This is a genomic window from Dictyobacter alpinus (assembly GCF_003967575.1).
GTDB lineage: Bacteria > Chloroflexota > Ktedonobacteria > Ktedonobacterales > Ktedonobacteraceae > Dictyobacter > Dictyobacter alpinus.
Window position 1 is genome coordinate 1,960,040 of record NZ_BIFT01000002.1, and the last position, 20,499, is coordinate 1,980,538.

Genomic DNA, 20,499 nt, shown 5'->3' on the forward strand with positions numbered 1-20,499 from the left:
AATGCTCCTCCGATTTATAATCCTTCCAGCGCAGTAACCAGTAATCTTTCAACTCAAGCCCAAAGCACCACCTTAATGGCTCTCCCCCTTATTTTTAACTATGATCCTCAGACAACCTTTAGTATGTACAAAACAACCATGTGACGTTGTAGACAAATACCGAGGATGCCGTTTTCACAGTATACTAAAGAGAGATTCTCACGGAGAAAGGCGCACAAAACATCAGAGAATATTCATCATCAGAGGAATGTCTCTCATGATAGCACGCTACGCTAGTATTGCAGAGAGTGACGAGAGGGCGACACGTATGAGTTTACGCATCCCTCGCCAGATGTACGCGGATCTCTATGGCCCGACCACGGGTGACCGCGTACGGCTGGCTGATACCGAGTTACTGATTGAGATTGAGAAGGATTATACTGTTTATGGTGATGAGATCACCTTTGGCGGCGGCAAAGTTATCCGCGACGGCATGGGCCAAAGTAGCCGTGCTACCCGTGAGGGAGCCCATGGCACGCTGGATCTGGTGATCACCAACGCCATCATTATCGACCATTGGGGTATTGTCAAAGGCGATATCGGCGTTCGCGACGGACGTATCGTTAAAGTTGGCAAGGCGGGCAATCCTGATACCATGGACGGCGTTGATCCCGATCTCATCGTTGGTTCGGGCACCGAGGTTATCGCTGGCGAGAACATGATTGTCACGGCCGGCGGAGTCGATTCGCACATCCACTTTATTTCGCCCCAGCAGATCTATGAAGCTATGTCCAACGGCATCACAACGATGCTTGGAGGCGGCACAGGGCCCGCTACAGGGACTAACGCAACGACCTGCACACCGGGTGCCTGGAACCTCGCACGTATGCTCCAGGCCGTGGAGCACTGGCCCGTCAACTTCGGCTTACTGGGCAAGGGAAACACCTCGACACGTGAGCCATTAGAAGAGCAGTTGCGTGCAGGAGCCTGCGGTCTCAAGCTCCATGAAGACTGGGGAACCACGCCGGCTGCCATTGATATGTGTTTACAAGTCGCGGACACATATGATGTGCAAGTCGCAATTCACACGGATACCATCAATGAAGCAGGCTTTGTAGAGGATACGATTGCCGCAATCGGTAACCGAGCTATCCACACCTATCATACCGAGGGTGCTGGCGGTGGGCATGCACCTGATATTATACGCATTGCCTCTTATCCAAATATTCTACCGTCCTCTACAAATCCTACCCGACCTTATACAATTAATACCATTGCCGAACATTTGGACATGCTGATGGTGTGCCACCACCTCAATCCATCGGTTCCAGAGGACGTGGCTTTTGCGGAGAGTCGCATCAGGCCGGAAACGATTGCGGCTGAAGATATTCTGCATGATCTGGGCGTTTTCAGTATGATCTCTAGCGATTCACAGGCGATGGGACGCGTAGGCGAAGTGGTCACGCGTACGTGGCAAACTGCACATAAAATGAAAGTTCAACGCGGCCCACTATCTCCAGATTCTGGCCGTAGTGATAATTTTCGCGTCAAACGTTATATTGCCAAATACACGATTAATCCCGCTATCACTCACGGTATAGCACAGCATATTGGCTCTATCGAGCCTGGTAAACTAGCGGACATTGTTCTCTGGAAACCTGCACTCTTTGGGGTTAAGCCGGAAATGATTGTGAAAGGCGGCTTCATTTCGTGGAGCGCGATGGGCGATGCGAACGCCTCTATTCCAACTCCTCAGCCAATACTCTATCGACCGATGTTTGGTTCGTTTGGTGGCGCGACAGCCGCGACTAGCCTTACGTTTGTCTCCAGGGCTGCACTGGAGGCTGGTCTGCCTGAACAGATTGGCCTACGAAAACAAGTAGTGGCAGTAGAGAATTGCCGATCTATAGGAAAAGCCAATATGATTCATAATGCCGCTACTCCAAACATTGAGGTTGATCCAGAGACATATGAAGTACGGGCCGATGGTGAACTACTGACCTGCGAACCTGCAGAGAGTTTACCACTGGCACAGCGCTATTTCTTATTCTAAAATCTTGTTCATAAGATAGCGCCTGGTAAAAAGAAAAGAAGATGATATATGACGAATACGACCTTTACACGTGCCTTTCGCGTTGGGATTGCGGGTCCGGTGGGTTGTGGCAAGACCGCCCTGGTAGATCGTTTGAGCAAAAAGCTATGGCCAAAATATAATCTGGCGGTCGTCACCAACGATATTTATACAAAAGAGGATGCTGAATTCCTGCTTCGCCAGGGTACACTTCCCCAGGAACGGGTACGTGGCGTTGAAACTGGTGGGTGTCCTCACGCCGCAATTCGTGAAGATGCCTCGATGAATCTAGAAGCGATCGCCGACCTGGAAGAAAGCTTGCCTGGGCTTGAGCTGATCTTTGTTGAAAGCGGCGGTGATAATCTGGCCGCCGCCTTCAGCCCGGAGCTTGTTGATATCGCGATCTATGTCATTGATGTATCCGGTGGAGACAAGATTCCACGCAAAGGCGGTCCAGGCATTATGCGTTCGGATCTGCTGATCATTAATAAGATTGATCTAGCACCCTATGTGGGGGCCTCGTTAGAAGTAATGGACCATGATGCGCGGATCAAGCGCGGTGAGCGGCCATTTGTCTTCACTAATCTGAAAGAAGGAGTTGGCCTGGAAACAGTAATCACCTGGCTCGAACAACATCTCATGGTCCCGGCCCAGCAACGCCGCAATATTATAGACGCGCATGCACCATATATGGGACATCCCCACAGCCATGATCATGATCACGATCACAGCCATAGTCATTGAAGAATTTGTTATAGTAGCCCTTTTTAAATACGTGCTTGATTTCCACCTTCAGTAGCGCGGGTGCAACCAGCCGCACGCGGGCCCTGAAGGGCCCATGCTTCTCTTAAATGTGGTGTCAAATCGTGTGCTTTGCACATGATTTGACACCACATTTAAAACCGTTGGAGCGCCAAAGGCGCAAAAACGAGGAGCGGAGCATGGATTTCATGCGAATCAAACTTTATCGAAGAAAAGCGAGAGACAAACAAAAAAGACCTTACTCGTGCTGAGTAACGTCTCTTGTGTTCTTGATCAACCGAAATACGGTATATCCTCAATTTTGCCGAGTCACTGGTCAGCCATGATTGAAGCTGAGAAGCACTCACGCGAGGTCCACGATGAAGATACTAATTGAAACAAGCCGTACGATCATTAGGGCGACTTCGCTGCGCCTGTTACCAGGTGTCCACGTGTCGTCTATCTACCAGGTCGTCTTCCTGGGATCTTGATCACACGAATGTGATGGGAAAACTCGTCTTGGGTGCGGCTTCGCGCTTAGATGCTTTCAGCGCTTATCCCTTCTCGACATAGCTATCCAGCTCTGGCCCGGGCGGGCCAACTGGCGCACCAGCGGTCGAGCCATCTCGGTCCTCTCGTACTGGAGATGACGCCCCTCAATTTTCCTACGCCCACGACGGATAGAGACCGAACTGTCTCGCGACGTTCTGAACCCAGCTCGCGTGCCGCTTTCATGGGCGAACAGCCCAACCCTTGGGACCTACTCCAGCCCCAGGATGCGACGAGCCGACATCGAGGTGCCAAACCTTGCCGTCGATGTGAACTCTTGGGCAAGATAAGCCTGTTATCCCCGGGGTAGCTTTTATCCGTTGAGCCACACTCCTTCCACTCGGGAATGTGGGATCACTAAGCCCGACTTTCGTCCCTGCTCGACCTGTCCGTCTTGCAGTCAAGCTCCCTTCTGCCTTTGCACTCTTACGGGTGATGTCCATCCACCCTGAGGGAACCTTTGGGCGCCTCCGTTACTCTTTGGGAGGCGACCGCCCCAGTCAAACTACCCGCCTGATCTTGTCTACGTCCCGGCTCACGGTGACGTATGAGAAACAAACCGCAACGAGAGTGGTATTTCACTGTTGTCTCCCCCTCCCCCAAAGGGAAAGGTTCTCCGACTCCCACCTATGCTACGCACGCTTCAACTCGTTTCCAGGTCAAGGTGTAGTAAAGCTCCACGGGGTCTTTTTGTCCTGTCGTGGGTAACCCGTATCTTCACGGGTACTTCAATTTCGCCGAGTCCTCTGTCGAGACAGCGCTCAACTCGTTACTCCTTTCGTGCGGGTCGGAACTTACCCGACAAGGAATTTCGCTACCTTAGGACCGTTATAGTTACGGCCGCCGTTCACCGGGGCTTAGATTCGCAGCTACGTGCACCGCTCCTCGTAACCTTCCGGCACTGGGCAGGAGTCAGCCCCTATACTTCCGCTTTCGCGTTCGCAGAGACCTGTGTTTTTGGTAAACAGTCGGTTGAGCCAATTTCTTGCAACCCCCTCACGCTCCTGCAAGCAGGCTCGCTACTAGGGCACCCCTTCTTCCGAAGGTACGGGGTCAATTTGCCGAGTTCCTTAACAGAGGGTCGCTCGATCACCTGGGGAGATTTCCCCCTGCCTACCAGTGTCGGTTTGCGGTACGGGCGGAGAAGATTCTGGCGAGAGGCTTTTCTCGGCGGCGTAGGGGCCAATGACTTCCGCAGACTTGCGTCCGCTCGCTGCATGTGTCATGCACAGGAAACCGGGATTTTCCTCGGTTTCGCACTTCATCATACAGACCCATCCTGTCCAATCGATGGGCTCACCTTCCTTACCGCGTCCCCCCATTGCTCATCACAAATTTCTCCGGTGCAGGAATGTCCAACCTGCTTGCCATCGCCTACGACTATAACGTCCTCGGCTTAGGACCCGACTCACCCTGGGACGATTGACGGTGCCCAGGAACCCTCAGGCATTCGGTGTGTCTGGTTATCACAGACATGACGCTACTCATTCCGGCATTCTCACTTCTGATCGCTCCACCAGTCCTCACGGTCTGGCTTCTCTGCTCCAGAACGCTCCCCTACCAACCCTGCAAAGCAGGATTCCATGGCTTCGGTACCTCTCTTAAGCCTCGATACGTTGTCGGTGCCACGACACTCGACCAGTGAGCTATTACGCACTCTTTAAATGGTGGCTGCTTCTAAGCCAACATCCTGGCTGTTTGGGCGTTGTGACCCCCTTTGACACTGAGAAAGGATTTTGAGACCTTAGCCGATGGTCTGGGCTGTTTCCCTTTTGACGACGAAGCTTAGCCCCCGCCGTCTCACTTGCATGCATGCTGTCCTGGCATTCGGAGTTTGGTTGAGTTTGGTAACCAGCACGTGGCCCCTAGCTCATTCAGTGCTCTACCTCCAGGATAGTGTTTCATACAGCTGTACCTCAATACATTTCGGGGAGAACCAGCTATCTCCGTGTTCGATTGGAATTTCTCCCCTATCCACAAGTCATCCCCCAGTTTTGCAACACTGGTGGGTTCGAGCCTCGACGGACTGTCACATCCGCTTCACTCTGCTCATGGATAGCTCACACGGTTTCGGGTCGCATCGCCGCAACATCCGCCTTGTTCAGACTCGGTTGCCCTGGGGCTCCCCAGCTTTAACGCTGGTTAACCACGCTACGACGATGCACTCGCCGGATCATTCTACAAAAGGCACGCCATCAGCCCTTGGTTCCGCAACGGAACAGTGGCCTCTGACTGCTGGTGAGTACGTGGTTTCAGGGTCTGTTTCATCCCCCTCTCGGGGTGCTTTTCACCTTTCCCTCACGGTACTTGTTCGCTATCGGTCGCTAAAGATGTGTAGCCTTGGAGGGTGGTCCCCCCAGCTTCCCACAAGGTTTCACGTGCCTCGTGGTACTCAGGATACCGATCCACGTTAACAAACCGTCCTCTACGGGACTCTCACCCGCTCTGGTCGCGCTTTCCAACGCGTTCAAGTAGTTCGTCATTGCTTGTTATCGGTCCTACAACCCCGACCATCTCGAAAGATGATTGGTTTGGGCTCCTCCCGGTTCGCTCGCCACTACTACGGGAATCTCGGTTGATTTCTTTTCGTCGAGTTACTGAGATGTTTCAGTTCACCCGCTGCCCCCCGTCACTGCCTATGTGTTCAGCAGGCGGTCTCCAGACATCACTCTGGAGGAGTTGCCTCATTCGGAATCTTGGGGTTCATGGCTTGTATGCAGCTCCCCCCAAACGTTTCGCCGGTCTCCGCGTCCTTCTTCGGTCTTTAGCGCCAAGGCATCCACCTCGTACTCTGTGTAGCTTGTTCTCTTCTCTTCATCATGTTTGATCTGTGAATGCTTGTTTGCCATTCTCCCTCTTGCGAGAAAGAACAGCGATCCTCTGCTTCAACTCTGGCTGACCTATCATGGCTCAGCAAAATTGAAGATATACGGTATTTGGTTGTCAAGGTGCGATGCTGGCAGGCCGCACACCGTAGTGCGCGTCTGTTGACCCCAACATCTGGAGAGTGGAAACCAGCCCAACTGCTGGATGAATACTTTCGTCGTCCTGTTCGACCTGGAAGTGAAGCATCATGTGTGCCAGGATGACTCCTGACCAATGCTTAAGCTCCCTAGAAAGGAGGTGATCCAGCCGCACCTTCCGGTACGGCTACCTTGTTACGACTTCACCCCAATCACTGACCCCACCCTCGACGCTTGCCCCTCTTGCGAGTTAGCCCAGCGGCTTCAAGTGTTGCCAACTTTCGTGGTGTGACGGGCGGTGTGTACAAGACCCGGGAACGTATTCACCGTAGTGTGCTGACCTACGGTTACTAGCAACTCCAACTTCATGGAGGCGGGTTGCAGCCTCCAATCTGAACTGAGGCCAGGTTTGACGAGATTGGCTCCCTCTCGCGAGTTCGCGACTCTTTGTCCTGACCATTGTAGCGTGTGTGTCGCCCAAAGCGTAAGGGCCGTGCTGACTTGACGTCATCCCCGCCTTCCTCCATTTTAAAATGGCAGTTTCGCTAGAGAAATTCAACTAACGACAGGGGTTGCGCTCGTTGCGGGACTTAACCCAACATCTCACGACACGAGCTGACGACAGCCATGCAGCACCTGTGGATCCGCCCCGAAGGGACAACCAGTTACGGCTGGTGCAAATCCATGTCAAGCCTTGGTAAGGTTCTTCGCGTTGCATCGAATTAAACCACACGCTCCGCTGCTTGTGCGGGTCCCCGTCAATTCCTTTGAGTTTTAATCTTGCGACCGTACTCCCCAGGCGGACCACTTACTGTGTTAACTACGACACTGAAGGGGTCGATACCCCCAACGTCTAGTGGTCATCGTTTACGGCTAGGACTACCAGGGTATCTAATCCTGTTCGCTCCCCTAGCTTTCGCACCTGAGCGTCAGGTACTTCCCAGGACACTGCCTTCGCCATCGGTGTTCCTCCGGATATCTACGCATTTCACCACTCCACCCGGAATTCCGTGTCCCTCTGAAGCCCTCAAGTCAGACAGTATCCGAAGTACTTCGTCGGTTGAGCCGACGACTGTCACCCCAGACTGATCTGACCGCCTGCGTGCGCTTTACGCCCAATAAATCCGGACAACGCTTGCCCCCTACGTATTACCGCGGCTGCTGGCACGTAGTTAGCCGGGGCTGATTCCTCTGGTACCGTCCGTTCTCGTCCCAGAGAAAAGCAGTTTACGATCCGAAAACCTTCATCCTGCACGCGGCGTTGCTCGTTCAGGGTTGCCCCCATTGACGAAAATTCCTCACTGCTGCCCCCCGTAGGAGTCTGGGCCGTTCTCAATCCCAGTGTGGCTGATCGTCCTCTCAGACCAGCTATCGATCGCAGTCTTGGTAAGCCATTACCTCACCAACAAACTAATCGAGCGCAGGCTCATCCTCAGGCGCCCTTGCGAGCTTTGCTCTTCCTCGCGAAAGAGCGTATGCGGTATTGTCGGCGATTTCTCGCCGGTATTCCTCACCTGATGGTAGATTGCCCACGTGTTACTCACCCGTCCGCCACTCCCTGCTTGCGCAGAGCGTTCGACTTGCATGTGTTAGGCACGCCGCCAGCGTTTATCCTGAGCCAGGATCAAACTCGCCATCCAATTTTATGATTCATTCATCCTCAACGAGGGTGAAGAAATTGCATGAGAATTGCGATCAAGGCCAAGTCTTCCAACATTGGCTGTAATTTGTTCGCAGATTATTGTGTGATCACCGAACGCGAACGCTCGGGATCGAATTGACAGGAACATGAAACCTATTCATGTGTTCCAGTTGCTGTTCTGCTTTCCACTCTTCAGTTGTCAAGGTACCATGTGAAACGTTTGTTTCATGTGCAACAAGCGCTGAATATTTTTCGTTTGCTTGTCTCACGTGCTGTAGTATCGCAGATCTGTTGTGGTTTGTCAAGCGGTTTCCCGAGGGATTTTCGCCGACGCCCAAGATCTCGTGTCCCTCACTCGTAAGAGGGAGAACCCACATCATCACCTGCAAAAAAGGCCAAAGCCCCCCTTATTTCTCACCACATTGGTTGGGAAATACACAGGAGATCAGTGATCTCGAGGGAGCCACCTTAGCGTGGCACAACAAATGCGAAGGGATAGGAGCACCAATACTCGGAGAGCTCAGTGATTATCTCATTTCGACAGCCCGCTGATTATGCCACAGACCGTCATGGTTGTCAAGCATCTTTCTCGTAAATGAGAAAATTGCTCTTAACCGTCTTCCCAGGCGGCTTTACCTTTACGTTCAGCGGCAAGATGCATTCTCCCACACTCCTCCCATTTTGTCAAGCCTTGCCTTTTAGCAAATTCTTTTTTAGTGAAAAAAAAGCGAATTTTTAACAAGTGATCACCAATGTATTGACAAGAACCAGTCTTTCGGGTATGATACACTTCGTCAGAAAAAACCACTTGTCTGTGCAGGCGAGCTGGTGACTTTAGCGAAGAGGGTACACCCGTTCCCATCCCGAACACGGTAGTTAAGCTCTTCCTCCCCGATGATACTACGTGGGCAACTGCGTGGGAAAATAGGAAGTCGCCGTCTCACCCGCCCACATGGGTGGTTTTTTGTTGCCCTTTTCAGCACCAAAGATGCATATCTTCGCTTTAACGACACGCATCCCAGCATGCTAAACAAAATTGAAAAATCTGACGATATAGTTTAGTGAATAAAAGACATCTCCCACTTCTGGTTTTAATTAAGGCGAGCATCCTGGCTGATCAATGGCTCTTTAAGACAACAAACTAATTTGCTAACGTCTACTACACAGATATTCAGAACAAAGCAGGGCTTTTTCATGTTCCTTTTTGGCGCCTGCGGCGCCGGGTTGGGAGTGTGTGGCGCGCGGCTGCAGCCGCGCGCCACACACTCCACATCTGAAATAATGTACATCTGATCGCTTGCGAGTGATCTCTGGACGAACATTAAAAAGTCCTGAGAACAAAGGCCCAAAGATATTGAATAATAATTGTGGACGTGTTATTCTATATGGACAAGCAAAACAAGGGGAATATAACCCTGGCGCTCTTCCAAATGTATTATCAGGAGAGTATATGTTGAATGATCAACGTATACAGGATATACCTGATAAATATCACAGCAGCAAAGTAGTTTTTTGGCTACACCACTTCGGCATAGGTGCCTCTTCTATTGAGAAGTAAGATGTGATAAGCCCTCCATGAGGGACGGCTTCTGCAATTTTCTTTTAGCCTTTTTATAGAATGAGGTTCGCAAAAAACAAGACCTTGCCGAGGGGAAATACAGATCCATTCAGTGTCTCTCCTCTTTTTAGTTATCCTTGTCTGTTATTACAGATACACGATAATCCTTTCCACAAGTATCCGTTACCTTATTGATCAGGGATACTTTATGCCATCCACACATATTGCCCAGGCGTGTTTTACCAGGCTTCGAGCTGTAGGAGAAGATATCACTATGACACAATATCAGATGCAGTTGATCGTACCAATGGATAGTGCCAATAAAACAAAAGTATATAAGGAAATTGAATATCTGGAGCAATGCTTTAAAGATATTATTGGCAACTTTACTTCTTATACGGATCAACTCTATCGTGTTTATAGTCTGGTTTGTACTGAGGAGCAGTCAGATATGCTGTCAACAAAAACCAGAGGTCGTTGTGCGCTGTTAGAGGTTGTTCCGGTAGTGTAGGTTTTTTAGATTTTTTCTATGTTATTTGTGTACTTTGCTGTGCTTGAGAGTTGTGTGGTTTCTTTTTTGACACCTCTGGCCTACGGCGATCGCATGAGATAGAAAGAGGCCGTGTCGGGCGTGACTACTCGACACGGCCTCCTTCTATAGCAGAACTGGCGCGTTTCTACTTTCATCTTCTCTAATCAGGGTTGCCTACCCGCCCTTTTCAACTCTCTACATGAGAGAGTTGAAGTGCTTCCACTCCTACGTTCCATATAGAAGTTCGTTCGCACTTTCACTTCATTATTGCAATATCTTGCCTGTGTTCTTCGTCATAGTACACAGATAAACATTTATGGATGTGCAGCAAGGATACATCAATGGAACAGTCTATTCTTTACTGCCAGAAGTGCGGGGCAGCGAATGATTTGCTTGCGCAACAGTGTTTTGCCTGTAAGTATGACTTGCATGAACTATTAATAGACGCTGATGAGGAGATATTACTTCAACATAGGTATCGCCTCCTCTTTCAAGTTGGCCTGGGTGGCTTTGGCGCGGTCTATAAAGCTCAAGATATACAGCAACAGCATAAAATTGTGGCTATTAAAAAGATTATGTTGCGCAATTTGACGATGCAGGAGACTATTGAGGCTACGGATGGTTTTAATCGTGAGGTAAGTATTCTTTCCAGGCTTTCTCATGCCCGTTTACCACGTATCTATAATCACTTTACCGATCAGCATAATTGGTATCTGGTGATGGATTTTATTGATGGGGAAACCCTAGAGGCCTATTTACAGCGGCCAGAACAGCCCGATGCCACGCGTCTATTGACGCTCACCGAAACGTTAGATATTGGTATACAATTATGCTCGGTCCTGGATTATCTCCATACACATAATCCTCCGATTGTCTTTAGAGATCTTAAACCGGGCAATATTATACGTACCCCAACTGGTAAGCTTTATTTGATCGATTTCGGGATCGCGCGCTATTTCAAGCCTGGCCAGGCCAGGGACACGCTGCAGTTTGGCTCTCCCGGTTATGCTGCTCCAGAGCAATATGGCAAGGCTCAAACGACTACACGTGCTGATATTTATAGTCTGGGAGCTATCCTTCACCAGTTATTAACCGGTATTGATCCTGCGGAAAATCCTTTTCATTTTGGACCACTACGCCTGTATGCTACTACTAATCTAGCCGCACTGGATCAGATGTTGCAAAAGATGGTTTCTATCGAGGTCGATCAACGACCTGCAAGTATACAGGTAGTACAGGCTGAGTTAGAACGTCTATATGCGCAACACAACCCTTCTTCCCATCAAGTACGTCCTCCTGGCACACTATCCATAGCAAAACCACTGGCTACAAATACTACTACTTCAAGTTCTACTAACGGTCAACAGCAAATGCAGAGGCCAGCTCCGGCCAGGCTCCTTACACGACGTCACACGATCCAACGCATGTTGGCGCTGGGAATCCTGATTGGCGGTGTAGGGGGCGTGGGAGGGCTGGTTGCTAATCAATTCCATGCGCCTACACATATACCAGTGAAACGCTTCAATATTCTCCATACGCGTAAGCAACAGGATCAAGGGGGGGTGAATGCTGTACTTTACGCTCCACAGGGAGATTATTATGCCTCAAGCAACGCTCGGGGCAGCGTGAATATCTGGAATGGACAAATATCTGATCCTGTGGCCAGTATGCAGGTTTCACCTACATCGATCATGGCACTTTCCTGGTCCTATGATGGAAAGTACCTGGCCTGCGTTACTAAAAAAGAAGTCTATATGATGGAAGTTCTAAGGGATACGTCAAAGGGCGACGCGATTGTGAAATTATTGGATCCTGCATTAGTATATAGTGGACAGACTCAGCAGTCCGATACAGATACCACCACTTATACAATTGCCTGGGCGCCTAAAAATTATATACTGGCCATAGTTGATACGCTTCAGGGTACGACACATCTCCTGCAATTCCAGCCGCCGACAAACCAATTTATCGAAATAGGTCATTATACCAACACGCTTATAAATCCAAAGGTCAAAGCAAATAATGAAAACCATTATCTGGCGTGGTCTCCAGATGGGCGGCAAATTGTTTCTATCACAGCACGTAACCAGATAGCTTTCTGGAATGCGCAAAATACACGAATAATCCACAGTTGGTCACCTGAAGTTGCTTCAACTATTACGATGGTTGCCTGGCAGCCTGGAGATGTATATCAAATTCTTGTCATTATGAACAATACATTCTGTTTTATCGATACGAACGGAAACACAAAGTATAGCTATACATTTTCAGATTCTGTAACAGACCTGGCCTATAATTCCGGGTTTGATGGTGTTTTTATTGCATTAAACAATGGGGATATCTATTGTTGGAATCCTCAACTGGCAGATCCGTATCTTATCAAAAATGGGAATGATACTCTGGCTGCGCTCAATTCGATTACTCTTGCGCCCAGCACACGTTCGCCGGTCCTTACTGCGGCTCTATCGGATGGAAATATCATCACTTATACGCTCGGCTGATTGTCTAAAGATGGCTTAATATAGAGGAGCTTTTGCTTAATATGTTTCTGGGCGGCCCGCATACCGATGATTAGAAAAGGAATACCCCAGACAAAGACGCTGGTAAAATAGGTAAACTGAAAGTTGGGGACCAGATTGTAGAAAATCCAGAGACAATAGAGACTAACCATACTCACAGATAATAAACGTCCAAATAAAGCAACATCCAACGCGCCAAACACAAAATGTACAGGTTCACGCCTGGTCGTTTGTTCCTCTTGGTTTACCTCTAATAGCGCAAATAAGCCAAAGAGAATGATGGTGTACCAGGGCCAGAACCATGGCGAACCCACCACACAATATAGGAGCCATGTAAAGGCCAGCCAGGCCACCAATGCCGGCCATGTATTAATATATCGTGGCCGGCATATCGAGCGTATACAGATTGCGGCATAGATAAGCAGAAACAAGCCTGTACTTACCATATGTGACATTATTTCTAAACGCGAGCCATGGTCCATTTTATGGGTGAGGGGAATTCCTTTGAAGCTGGCATATATATTTACAACCGTTTCATAAAAACTATTTGTGTTGCGTGAAGCCGAGGGCGTCACTTGCAATACATTGAGTAAAGCACCATGATCCCAAAATGGTGCATGCATACCTATAATCAAACCACTATATACGATGATCGATACTACCGTCTGCAAGATACGTGTCCGCAGACTTTTAACTGCGGCTCCTTGCAGTAAGATAAATAATAAAATGCCTGGTAGCAGTACGATATAGGAGATTTTCAGACAGGCGAGCAGGGCTAATATAATTATGGCGCTTACATATGCTATGCGCTTATTCTCAGGATGTGGAATAAGGAACCAGAGTGAGAGCAGGAGCATAAAGAGGATGGTGATGTCGTTATGTGCATTCACGCAGGCTTCTAATAGTAAAAACGGATTCCAGGCAAATGCCAGGGTAGTACGTAATCTTCTTCTCTGCCAGTCTCCTTCAGACACGGTTGCGTTGCTGCTCCTCAGTTGCGCACTCAATATCCAGACGAGTTGTGTGGATCCTAGGTGCATCATAAAGCCAAAGATACGTAATAACAACTCCATAGATAGTACATACTTAAAGCCAATAACACTGGCTATGATCTGTAGCAATGAAGTAATGGCCAGCCATGTCGGACCATAGACCGAAGGTTGGTTCACCCAGTATAAGAAACCATAGACGAAATCGGGTTTGATGGCGGTTGGCGCTACCACCATAGGATTTAAATGATACAACACAGCCATGCGAGCATAGGCGATGTAGGAGAAGATGTCTTGTGAAGTGACAACAGGTAACAAGATATAGGCGATGCCCATTAAAATAGTCGAACGAAAGATATAGCGCTGATTTATTAAGCGTGGCAGAAAGCGAACAGCTAAAAAGTAGAATGTAAAAAGAATACTAAATAATCCTACGAATGCACATGTCAGGGGTAATGATTTAATCAAATTAAGTGGCATTGCCTCGCCAACTGCACCTGGAATTATGGGGCGTTTCACCGGATGCAAATGATGGTAAATCACGGTATAGAGCCAGAAATGGCGGTCAATAAAGGTTAAATCTGCTATAGTAATAACTACGACGATTCCTAATAAGCATATCCAGGGCAGAAAGCGAAATTTGTACTCAAAAGCAGCATTGCTGGCGGTTGGATAAAGTACAGGAGTATCAAGTTTATTCTGGGACATAAACAGCACTCCTCATGGTGGTTCTGTGTTTTCCCTACGACATCTATCCATAAATAATCTGCTCAATACGTCTATAAGCCACTGATAGCTTGCAGATACCATTGCTAACACGCCAACAGGCTACAATCAGTAACAACTACTGTTCCTGCAAATGATCACTCTCACTTTTTCATCTGTAGATATTTTTTTACGCTTAAACCAACAATAAAAATAAAAGAATACTTTCCTGACTGCTCATCGAATCTAATGTTTTCAAGCGTATCATCCTTCCCCTCCTTTTGCTCATCGTTTAATGCTTTTCTATCGAGGCCTATTTGTACCGATTACTATTTTAAGTAGCCTGATATGCATAGATTCATTGACATGTTCCTCATTATGTAACTATACTGGCATCAACCATAGCAAAAAGGGTTTGAAAGCGTATTTTCATGCTTAGCAGGTAATATAGAAGTATTTATGTTCTCCACCTCAAGAAAAGGTGTAAGAACAGAAAGGCTTTACTAGAATGTCAGCAACAGATGATGCTGAGAGCACGTATCTCATAGATGTTGAAGAGGGTGCTGAGACGTCGCGGCTTCTTGAACAGAACATGCTCTATAATCGCGCTCAGGGAGGTCTCTTTCCAACAGAGCTTGACCTGACGCCAATTCAAAGTGTTTTGGATATCGGCTGTGGTCCAGGCGGCTGGGCGTTAGAGGTTGCTTATACCTATAAGCATTTAGGGGTTGTTGGCATTGATATTAATTCTGCTATGATACGCTATGCTTTCGCTCAGGCACGCACAAGAAAACTGCAAAATGTTTCTTTTGAGGTCATGGATGCCTCCCAACCGCTCGATTTTCCAGATGCTTCATTTGATCTGATTAACACGCGCTTTGTCGCAAGCTTTCTCACGCGCGCTACCTGGCCCGATCTATTAAAGGAATGTATGCGCTTACTGAAGCCAGGTGGGATTTTGCAGTTGACGGAGGTGGAGTTGGGGATTACAAATAGTGCGGCATTGGAGCGGCTAAGTGGCTATATCTACCAGTCATTGTATGAACAAAAACGCAACTTCTCAGTGAACGGACGCTCTATCGGGATTGTCCATATGTTGGGTCAGTTACTGAAACAGGCTGGTTATACGAACATTTGCCGCAAATCTTTCTTCATGGATTCCTCATTTGGAGCCGAGTTACATTATAGTACCATCAAAGATATTGAGCTTCTCTATCCTCTGATCAAACCTTATCTGGTCAAATCAAACGTAGTAGATGAGGCAGTATTCGATGAGGATTATAAGACGATGGGAACCGATGTGATGCGCCATGATTTTGTTGCGCTCTCATTCGGATTGATTGCATGGGGACATAAGCCTCTGTCCTAAGTTTTTGTGATCACTGCACATTTTTTTGATGATACAGCGCAAGCGTTCCATTCGATAAATGGTATGCGCTGTAAATCATTATGCCTCGCGTGATCATCATACATAGTAGTTGTATTCAATTCCTATCTATCCAATCTGCTCTTATAATGAGAGGTGGGGGCGGATATTTATGATTGTGTCCTCTGGTTCATAACCTTTATTGATCGCGGCATCCAGCAACGAGAACATGGCATGGACGATGTCTGAGGTATCTATTTCTACCACGGCCATCTGCTTCGTGCGACCAAATAAAATTGGTGATCCAGCGTTAGCATATGTCACGATGTTGATATCTTTCCCAATACGAATACCGAGCTCTTCTAACGCGACGAGCGCGCCTGAGGTAAGCATATCGTCAGTGATATAGAGACCGTCTGGCCTGTTATCATTTGATACGCTGAATACTTCTCGCGCCAGCATATATCCCTGCTCCTGATAAATAAACTCTTTTCGATTGACCGATGGAGGCAAAGTAGGCGAGCGGAAAAATTCTGGATATACTGTAGCATTTTGCTCTGCCACGACTTGTTTAAGCAACTCTGCATTGATAATATCAATGTCAGTATTTGTGTTGGTAGGCATCCAACACGCAATTTTTTTACATCCCAGTTGAATCAAGTGCCTTGCAGCCAGGCGCCCGGCTTCTTGCTGATCGATCTGTATCGTAATATCCCCTCCACCAGCAAACGTGACATGAGGAATGGATAAGAGCCTTCGATGTTCTTGATCACGTGCGTTTAAACCAATGAGCAAAAAACCATCTACCTGGGCTGAACTCAATAAGGTAATGTAATCATCTGGCAGTGGCTGGCCCATGTCAATACATAAGAAGTGGAAACGATATTGCTCATTCTTGAAAGCAGCATTCTGTTCCGCTTCTTCAAGCAATTTTACCCATAAGAGCGACCAGAAAGGAGACTGCCCGATATTCGACATATTAGAAATATTAAAGATAATATGGATGGTTCTTTGATAGAGAGTATCGGCCACAAATACTCCTTGCCGTTCTTTACGACAAAGGATTTGCTCACTTTCAAGCAGATCTAAGGCCGCGGTCAGCGTCGCACTGGAGGTTTGTAGCTGTGTACAAAGTTCTCTCGCCGTGGGTAACTGACTTCCCGCACCTTTTGCCAGAGCCAGTTCACGCAATCTTTTGCTTATTTCCTCAACTTTAGCATTGGCTCTTTTTGTAGTAGCCTGTCGTAACTGCCTGGGTGTTACAATCTGGATGGCTTCTGTATTTCTGATAATCTGCTCCGTTCAACTCGTCTTCATCTACGCCGCTCTACAAGTCTGTTCTAAAACAATAATAATCAGATTCATTAGCTTTGTCAAGCATATGGACATAAAAATTTACCTCTGTTCTAAGCACGCGCTGCTATTAAATGAATATAAGAGGCAAATAGAGCTATTTAAAGATTGGTCTCTCTACAGGCTTGACAAATAAAAGCTTTGGCATTAATCTCTGTTTTAGAACAGGAAGATGAATATGTAGATTACAATTTGTCCTCTTTTTAAAATAAAGATTGCTCAATTGTATGAACCTGACCGCCCTCAGGCGGTAAAAGCAGTAGGAGATTTTGATGGCGAACCAATCTGGTATCCGTTTGATTACGCGCGGCGATGATATGGGTGCCTTCCAGGCAGGCAATCAGGCCATTATTTCAGCATACGAATACGGTATTTTGCGTAACGCATCTATAATGATGCCTGCGCCCCATATTCAGCAGGCGATTGCACTCGCGAAGCAAGTACCCGATCTTTGCCTCGGCTTACATATCACACTCACATCTGAATGGAATTCTCCGCGCTGGGGACCAATCGCTGCACCAGAACAGGTTACCTCACTCCTGGATCAGGAGGGATTCTTTTTTCGCTCAAGTGATGACCTATTTAAAAATGGTGTTATACTAGATGAGTTATTACTTGAGGCGCGAGCACAACTGGCACTGGCTCGCGCCTGGAATTTAAATATCCGCTATATGGATGAACATATGGGCATTGGCTGGCTATTCTCTGATTCGGAGGATCGGCGTTTTTCGCATGCACTGCAACTACTGGCCCACCAGGAGGGATTGATCTGGCATCAAGACCTTGCCCTGCAACCCCTTTATTGTAATACTGCCGGAGATTTACAGTCCCTCTTACAAAATATTTCTGCGGGCGACTATGTGTTGATTACTCACCCGGCTTATGATAATGAGGAGATGCAACAAGTGACCGGAGGAAATTCTCCAGATGCAGGACAGATGGCGCAGGAACGTGATAATGATCGTCAGATGCTTTGTGATCCTGGCGTTCTGCAGATTATTCAGGATCGGGCTATTATACTCAGACGCTACGATGAATGCTAATTATTTCATGTATTACCTTTTTATCAACACCATGGTTTTCCTTTAATTTTGTCCCATGACATTGTCCATTCCACATTTGGACACCTGATTACCCATACTTGTTTAAAATGTGTGGTGTGGTACCAAAAGTGTGTTCAGAGCATTTTTGGTATCACACTAGACTTTCCTTCTCGCACTCCACAGACGCGCAACCTATGTGAAGATTTCCAATTGGTTCAGAAAAATTTTTAGGTAGCTAAGGACCTTTGGCCACATGGTAATGCGCCTTTTCTATGTGATATACTGGATTTACAGAGCATTATCGCTTTGCTTTTTGTCAAGAAAAACAACCCGTAGCTGTAAATATTCTCTGCATGTGGAAATATCCACCCTCTAATTTCTGCATGTAACCTCTTGTATTGCGCCATCTTACTATAAAATTTTTAGCAACAATTTCTCTCGTACCTGTAAAGAAAGGGCTATGCCTGATGCACGATTTTCCGCTTTTAATTAATATTACCGTTTCTTTAGTCGCAGCCGTCGTTGGTGGTTTGCTTGCTCGTCTCGTGAAATTACCCACGATGGTTGGATATTTATTGGGCGGAGTCGTAATTGGCCCTTTTACACCGGGTTATGTTGGTGATATCAATACAATTAAACAATTAGCTGATCTGGGCATTGTATTTCTGATGTTTGGCGTGGGCCTGCACTTCTCCATACAGGATCTATGGATGGTGCGCCGCATTGCGTTCCCTGGCGCCCTGCTGCAATTGCTTGTGCTCACTCCACTCGTGATGCTTGTTACCTTACAATGGGGCTGGTCATTGCCTAGTAGTCTCCTGGTTGGTCTGGCGGTACCAATTGCGACCAGTACAGTGGTGATGTTACGCAATCTTATGGATCAAGGCTTGCTTAATACGGTACATGGCAAAGTCGCGATTGGGTGGCTGGTCCTTGAAGATCTGCTCACTGTGCTGGCCCTGGTGCTCATTCCCGCATTATCCAGCACTGCTTCTGAAGCACCGCTCTGGCAGACGATCGGTTTAGCCTTGCTGAAAGCGATCGCTTTCGCGGCTGTTATGCTGCTGGCTGGCACGCGTGTGATTCCTAAGGTATTGCGCTGGCTCTCATTTACCCACTCGCGCGAACTCTTTATTGTCGCGATCGTCGTTGTAACCATCGGCACCGCAATTGGTGCCGCTGCATTCTTTGGTGTCTCGCTGGCGCTTGGTGCCTTCCTGGCAGGCGCGGTAATTAATGAGACCATGTTAAGCCAGCAAGTAGAGAATGAGATTCTGCCATTCCGAGAGACATTCACGGTACTCTTCTTTGTCTCTATTGGTATGCTGGTCAACCCATTACAGATGGCAGGACATGTCTGGGAGATTCTAGGGCTGACGGCGGTTATTGTCCTTGGTAAATATATTCTCACGTTGATTTTCGGGGTGATCTTCGCCTGGCCAGCACGTACCACGTTTGTGCTGGCGGCGGGCCGCGCTCAGATCGGTGAGTTTGCGTTTATTCTGGGCGAAACTGGTATCGCATTGAAACTCTTAGCCACTGAACAGTATTCAGTCTTGCTGGCTAGCGCTATCCTGGCGATTATTCTGAATCCATTTCTGTTCCGCTTTCTACCTCAGTCTGAAAAGCTATTGGCCCGGATGCCTGCTCTCTGGTCACGTATGAACAAACAACCAGCCATTGAGGCGGCCAATCCAGATGCGTATCATGAGCATGTGGTAATCATTGGGTACGGCCGTGTAGGTGAACACATTATCCATTTACTTGGCCTGTTGAATGTGCCGCGTGTGGTCGTTGAATTAAATATGCAACGCATTCAACTCCTTAGTAATCAGGATATTCCAACGCTCTACGGAGATGTTGCCAGTTCCGATATTCTGTCCCATGCACAGATCCAACGAGCTCGTGCCGTCGTGATTACGATTCCCGATGAGACTGCGGCAGAAATTGCCATTATGCGCATCCGCAAACTCTCTAGAGAGGTACCAATTATTGTTCGTGCGGTAACGCAGGAGGGCCTGCATCGCCTTTTCGCACAGGGAGCTACGGCGGTCATTCAACCTGAATTAGAGGGTGGACTTGAGATTATTCAGCAGACACTCTTGCGGCTGGGTTACCCCAATAAAGAGATTCGTGATTATACAGATAGTGTGCGTAACGATCATTACGATGTCGATAATCTGACAAACGAAGAGCGGCACGCGCTTGAAGGAATACAGGCGCAAACGCTTAGCAATAATAGCTAGTGCTACAGGCACAAGAAATATCCCTTTTCTGCTGCCGTTGGCTAAAAGCCTTCTTCATCAATGGTCAGGTGTGCTGGAACATCTTACGGTGTCTCCATGCACTCCTGAACTTACATCACTGCCCACCAGCCATGGGCACTTGCCTTCTAATGGCCCCCATTCAATCTGCGCAATACATGATTTTTCTCTAACTGTATCCTTCTTTGTCTGCAAATCATTTTAGTAATAGGCCTGATCATACCA

General features: G+C 47.9%; 10 protein-coding genes and 3 rRNA genes. 8 read left to right on the forward strand and 5 right to left on the reverse strand.

Annotated features, from left to right (window positions below):
• Nucleotides 1–307: 307 nt before the first annotated feature.
• Nucleotides 308–2,032 (forward strand): urease subunit alpha, encoded by a 1,725-nt coding sequence (gene ureC / locus EL633_RS30480; protein ID WP_126631947.1) that lies wholly within the window; start codon nucleotides 308–310, stop codon nucleotides 2,030–2,032.
• Nucleotides 2,033–2,080: 48 nt separating this feature from the next.
• Nucleotides 2,081–2,794, forward strand: coding sequence for an urease accessory protein UreG (gene ureG / locus EL633_RS30485; RefSeq protein ID WP_126630993.1), 714 nt, complete (start codon nucleotides 2,081–2,083; stop codon nucleotides 2,792–2,794).
• A 391-nt stretch (nucleotides 2,795–3,185) separates the two neighbouring features.
• Here the strand turns inward: ureG and EL633_RS30490 are convergent.
• The 3 genes from EL633_RS30490 to EL633_RS30495 all read right to left on the reverse strand — a co-directional run bounded on the left by EL633_RS30490 (nucleotide 3,186) and on the right by EL633_RS30495 (nucleotide 7,943).
• A 23S ribosomal RNA gene (locus EL633_RS30490) occupies nucleotides 3,186–6,146 on the reverse strand.
• 137 nt (nucleotides 6,147–6,283) lie between these two features.
• Nucleotides 6,284–6,415, reverse strand: a complete 132-nt coding sequence (locus tag EL633_RS37945) for a hypothetical protein (protein ID WP_281275958.1) — start codon at nucleotides 6,413–6,415, stop codon at nucleotides 6,284–6,286.
• A gap of 41 nt (nucleotides 6,416–6,456) precedes the next feature.
• Nucleotides 6,457–7,943, reverse strand: a 16S ribosomal RNA gene (locus EL633_RS30495).
• Between the two features lie 826 nt (nucleotides 7,944–8,769).
• Here EL633_RS30495 and rrf point away from each other — a divergent pair.
• The 3 genes from rrf to EL633_RS30510 all read left to right on the forward strand — a co-directional run bounded on the left by rrf (nucleotide 8,770) and on the right by EL633_RS30510 (nucleotide 12,536).
• Nucleotides 8,770–8,886, forward strand: a 5S ribosomal RNA gene (rrf, locus tag EL633_RS30500).
• 825 nt (nucleotides 8,887–9,711) lie between these two features.
• Nucleotides 9,712–10,014: a hypothetical protein gene (locus EL633_RS30505; protein WP_161982560.1), complete on the forward strand. Its 303-nt coding sequence runs from the start codon at nucleotides 9,712–9,714 to the stop codon at nucleotides 10,012–10,014.
• Nucleotides 10,015–10,376: 362 nt separating this feature from the next.
• Nucleotides 10,377–12,536: a WD40 repeat domain-containing serine/threonine protein kinase gene (locus tag EL633_RS30510; protein WP_161982562.1), complete on the forward strand. Its 2,160-nt coding sequence runs from the start codon at nucleotides 10,377–10,379 to the stop codon at nucleotides 12,534–12,536.
• Here the strand turns inward: EL633_RS30510 and EL633_RS30515 are convergent.
• Nucleotides 12,521–14,251 carry a hypothetical protein gene (locus tag EL633_RS30515; RefSeq protein ID WP_126630996.1) on the reverse strand — a complete coding sequence of 577 codons (1,731 nt, stop codon included), beginning with the start codon at nucleotides 14,249–14,251 and terminating at the stop codon, nucleotides 12,521–12,523. The genes EL633_RS30510 and EL633_RS30515 overlap by 16 nt on opposite strands.
• A 505-nt stretch (nucleotides 14,252–14,756) precedes the next feature.
• Here EL633_RS30515 and EL633_RS30520 point away from each other — a divergent pair.
• Complete coding sequence (locus EL633_RS30520) at nucleotides 14,757–15,617, forward strand: class I SAM-dependent methyltransferase (RefSeq protein ID WP_126630997.1); 861 nt, start codon at nucleotides 14,757–14,759, stop codon at nucleotides 15,615–15,617.
• A 141-nt stretch (nucleotides 15,618–15,758) separates the two neighbouring features.
• On the opposite strand, the gene EL633_RS30525 is transcribed toward EL633_RS30520, so the two are convergent.
• Nucleotides 15,759–16,805, reverse strand: a complete 1,047-nt coding sequence (locus tag EL633_RS30525; RefSeq protein WP_126630998.1) for a substrate-binding domain-containing protein — start codon at nucleotides 16,803–16,805, stop codon at nucleotides 15,759–15,761.
• 434 nt (nucleotides 16,806–17,239) lie between these two features.
• On the opposite strand from EL633_RS30525, the gene EL633_RS30530 reads away from it, so the two are divergent.
• Together EL633_RS30530 and EL633_RS30535 are read left to right on the forward strand one after the other, a co-directional pair.
• Nucleotides 17,240–18,010, forward strand: a complete 771-nt coding sequence (locus tag EL633_RS30530) for a ChbG/HpnK family deacetylase (RefSeq protein ID WP_126630999.1) — start codon at nucleotides 17,240–17,242, stop codon at nucleotides 18,008–18,010.
• A gap of 467 nt (nucleotides 18,011–18,477) precedes the next feature.
• Nucleotides 18,478–20,256 carry a cation:proton antiporter gene (locus tag EL633_RS30535; protein ID WP_126631000.1) on the forward strand — a complete coding sequence of 593 codons (1,779 nt, stop codon included), beginning with the start codon at nucleotides 18,478–18,480 and terminating at the stop codon, nucleotides 20,254–20,256.
• The last annotated feature ends 243 nt before the right edge of the window (nucleotides 20,257–20,499 follow it).

What these genes read in the sequence shown, in the direction of transcription:
- ureC (WP_126631947.1), top strand. Translation starts at nt 308, where the DNA reads ATGAGTTTACGCATCCCTCGCCAGATGTACGCGGATCTCTATGGCCCG.
- ureG (WP_126630993.1), top strand. Translation starts at nt 2,081, where the DNA reads ATGACGAATACGACCTTTACACGTGCCTTTCGCGTTGGGATTGCGGGT.
- EL633_RS37945 (WP_281275958.1), bottom strand. Translation starts at nt 6,415, where the DNA reads ATGATGCTTCACTTCCAGGTCGAACAGGACGACGAAAGTATTCATCCA.
- EL633_RS30505 (WP_161982560.1), top strand. Translation starts at nt 9,712, where the DNA reads ATGCCATCCACACATATTGCCCAGGCGTGTTTTACCAGGCTTCGAGCT.
- EL633_RS30510 (WP_161982562.1), top strand. Translation starts at nt 10,377, where the DNA reads ATGGAACAGTCTATTCTTTACTGCCAGAAGTGCGGGGCAGCGAATGAT.
- EL633_RS30515 (WP_126630996.1), bottom strand. Translation starts at nt 14,251, where the DNA reads ATGTCCCAGAATAAACTTGATACTCCTGTACTTTATCCAACCGCCAGC.
- EL633_RS30520 (WP_126630997.1), top strand. Translation starts at nt 14,757, where the DNA reads ATGTCAGCAACAGATGATGCTGAGAGCACGTATCTCATAGATGTTGAA.
- EL633_RS30530 (WP_126630999.1), top strand. Translation starts at nt 17,240, where the DNA reads ATGGCGAACCAATCTGGTATCCGTTTGATTACGCGCGGCGATGATATG.
- EL633_RS30535 (WP_126631000.1), top strand. Translation starts at nt 18,478, where the DNA reads ATGCACGATTTTCCGCTTTTAATTAATATTACCGTTTCTTTAGTCGCA.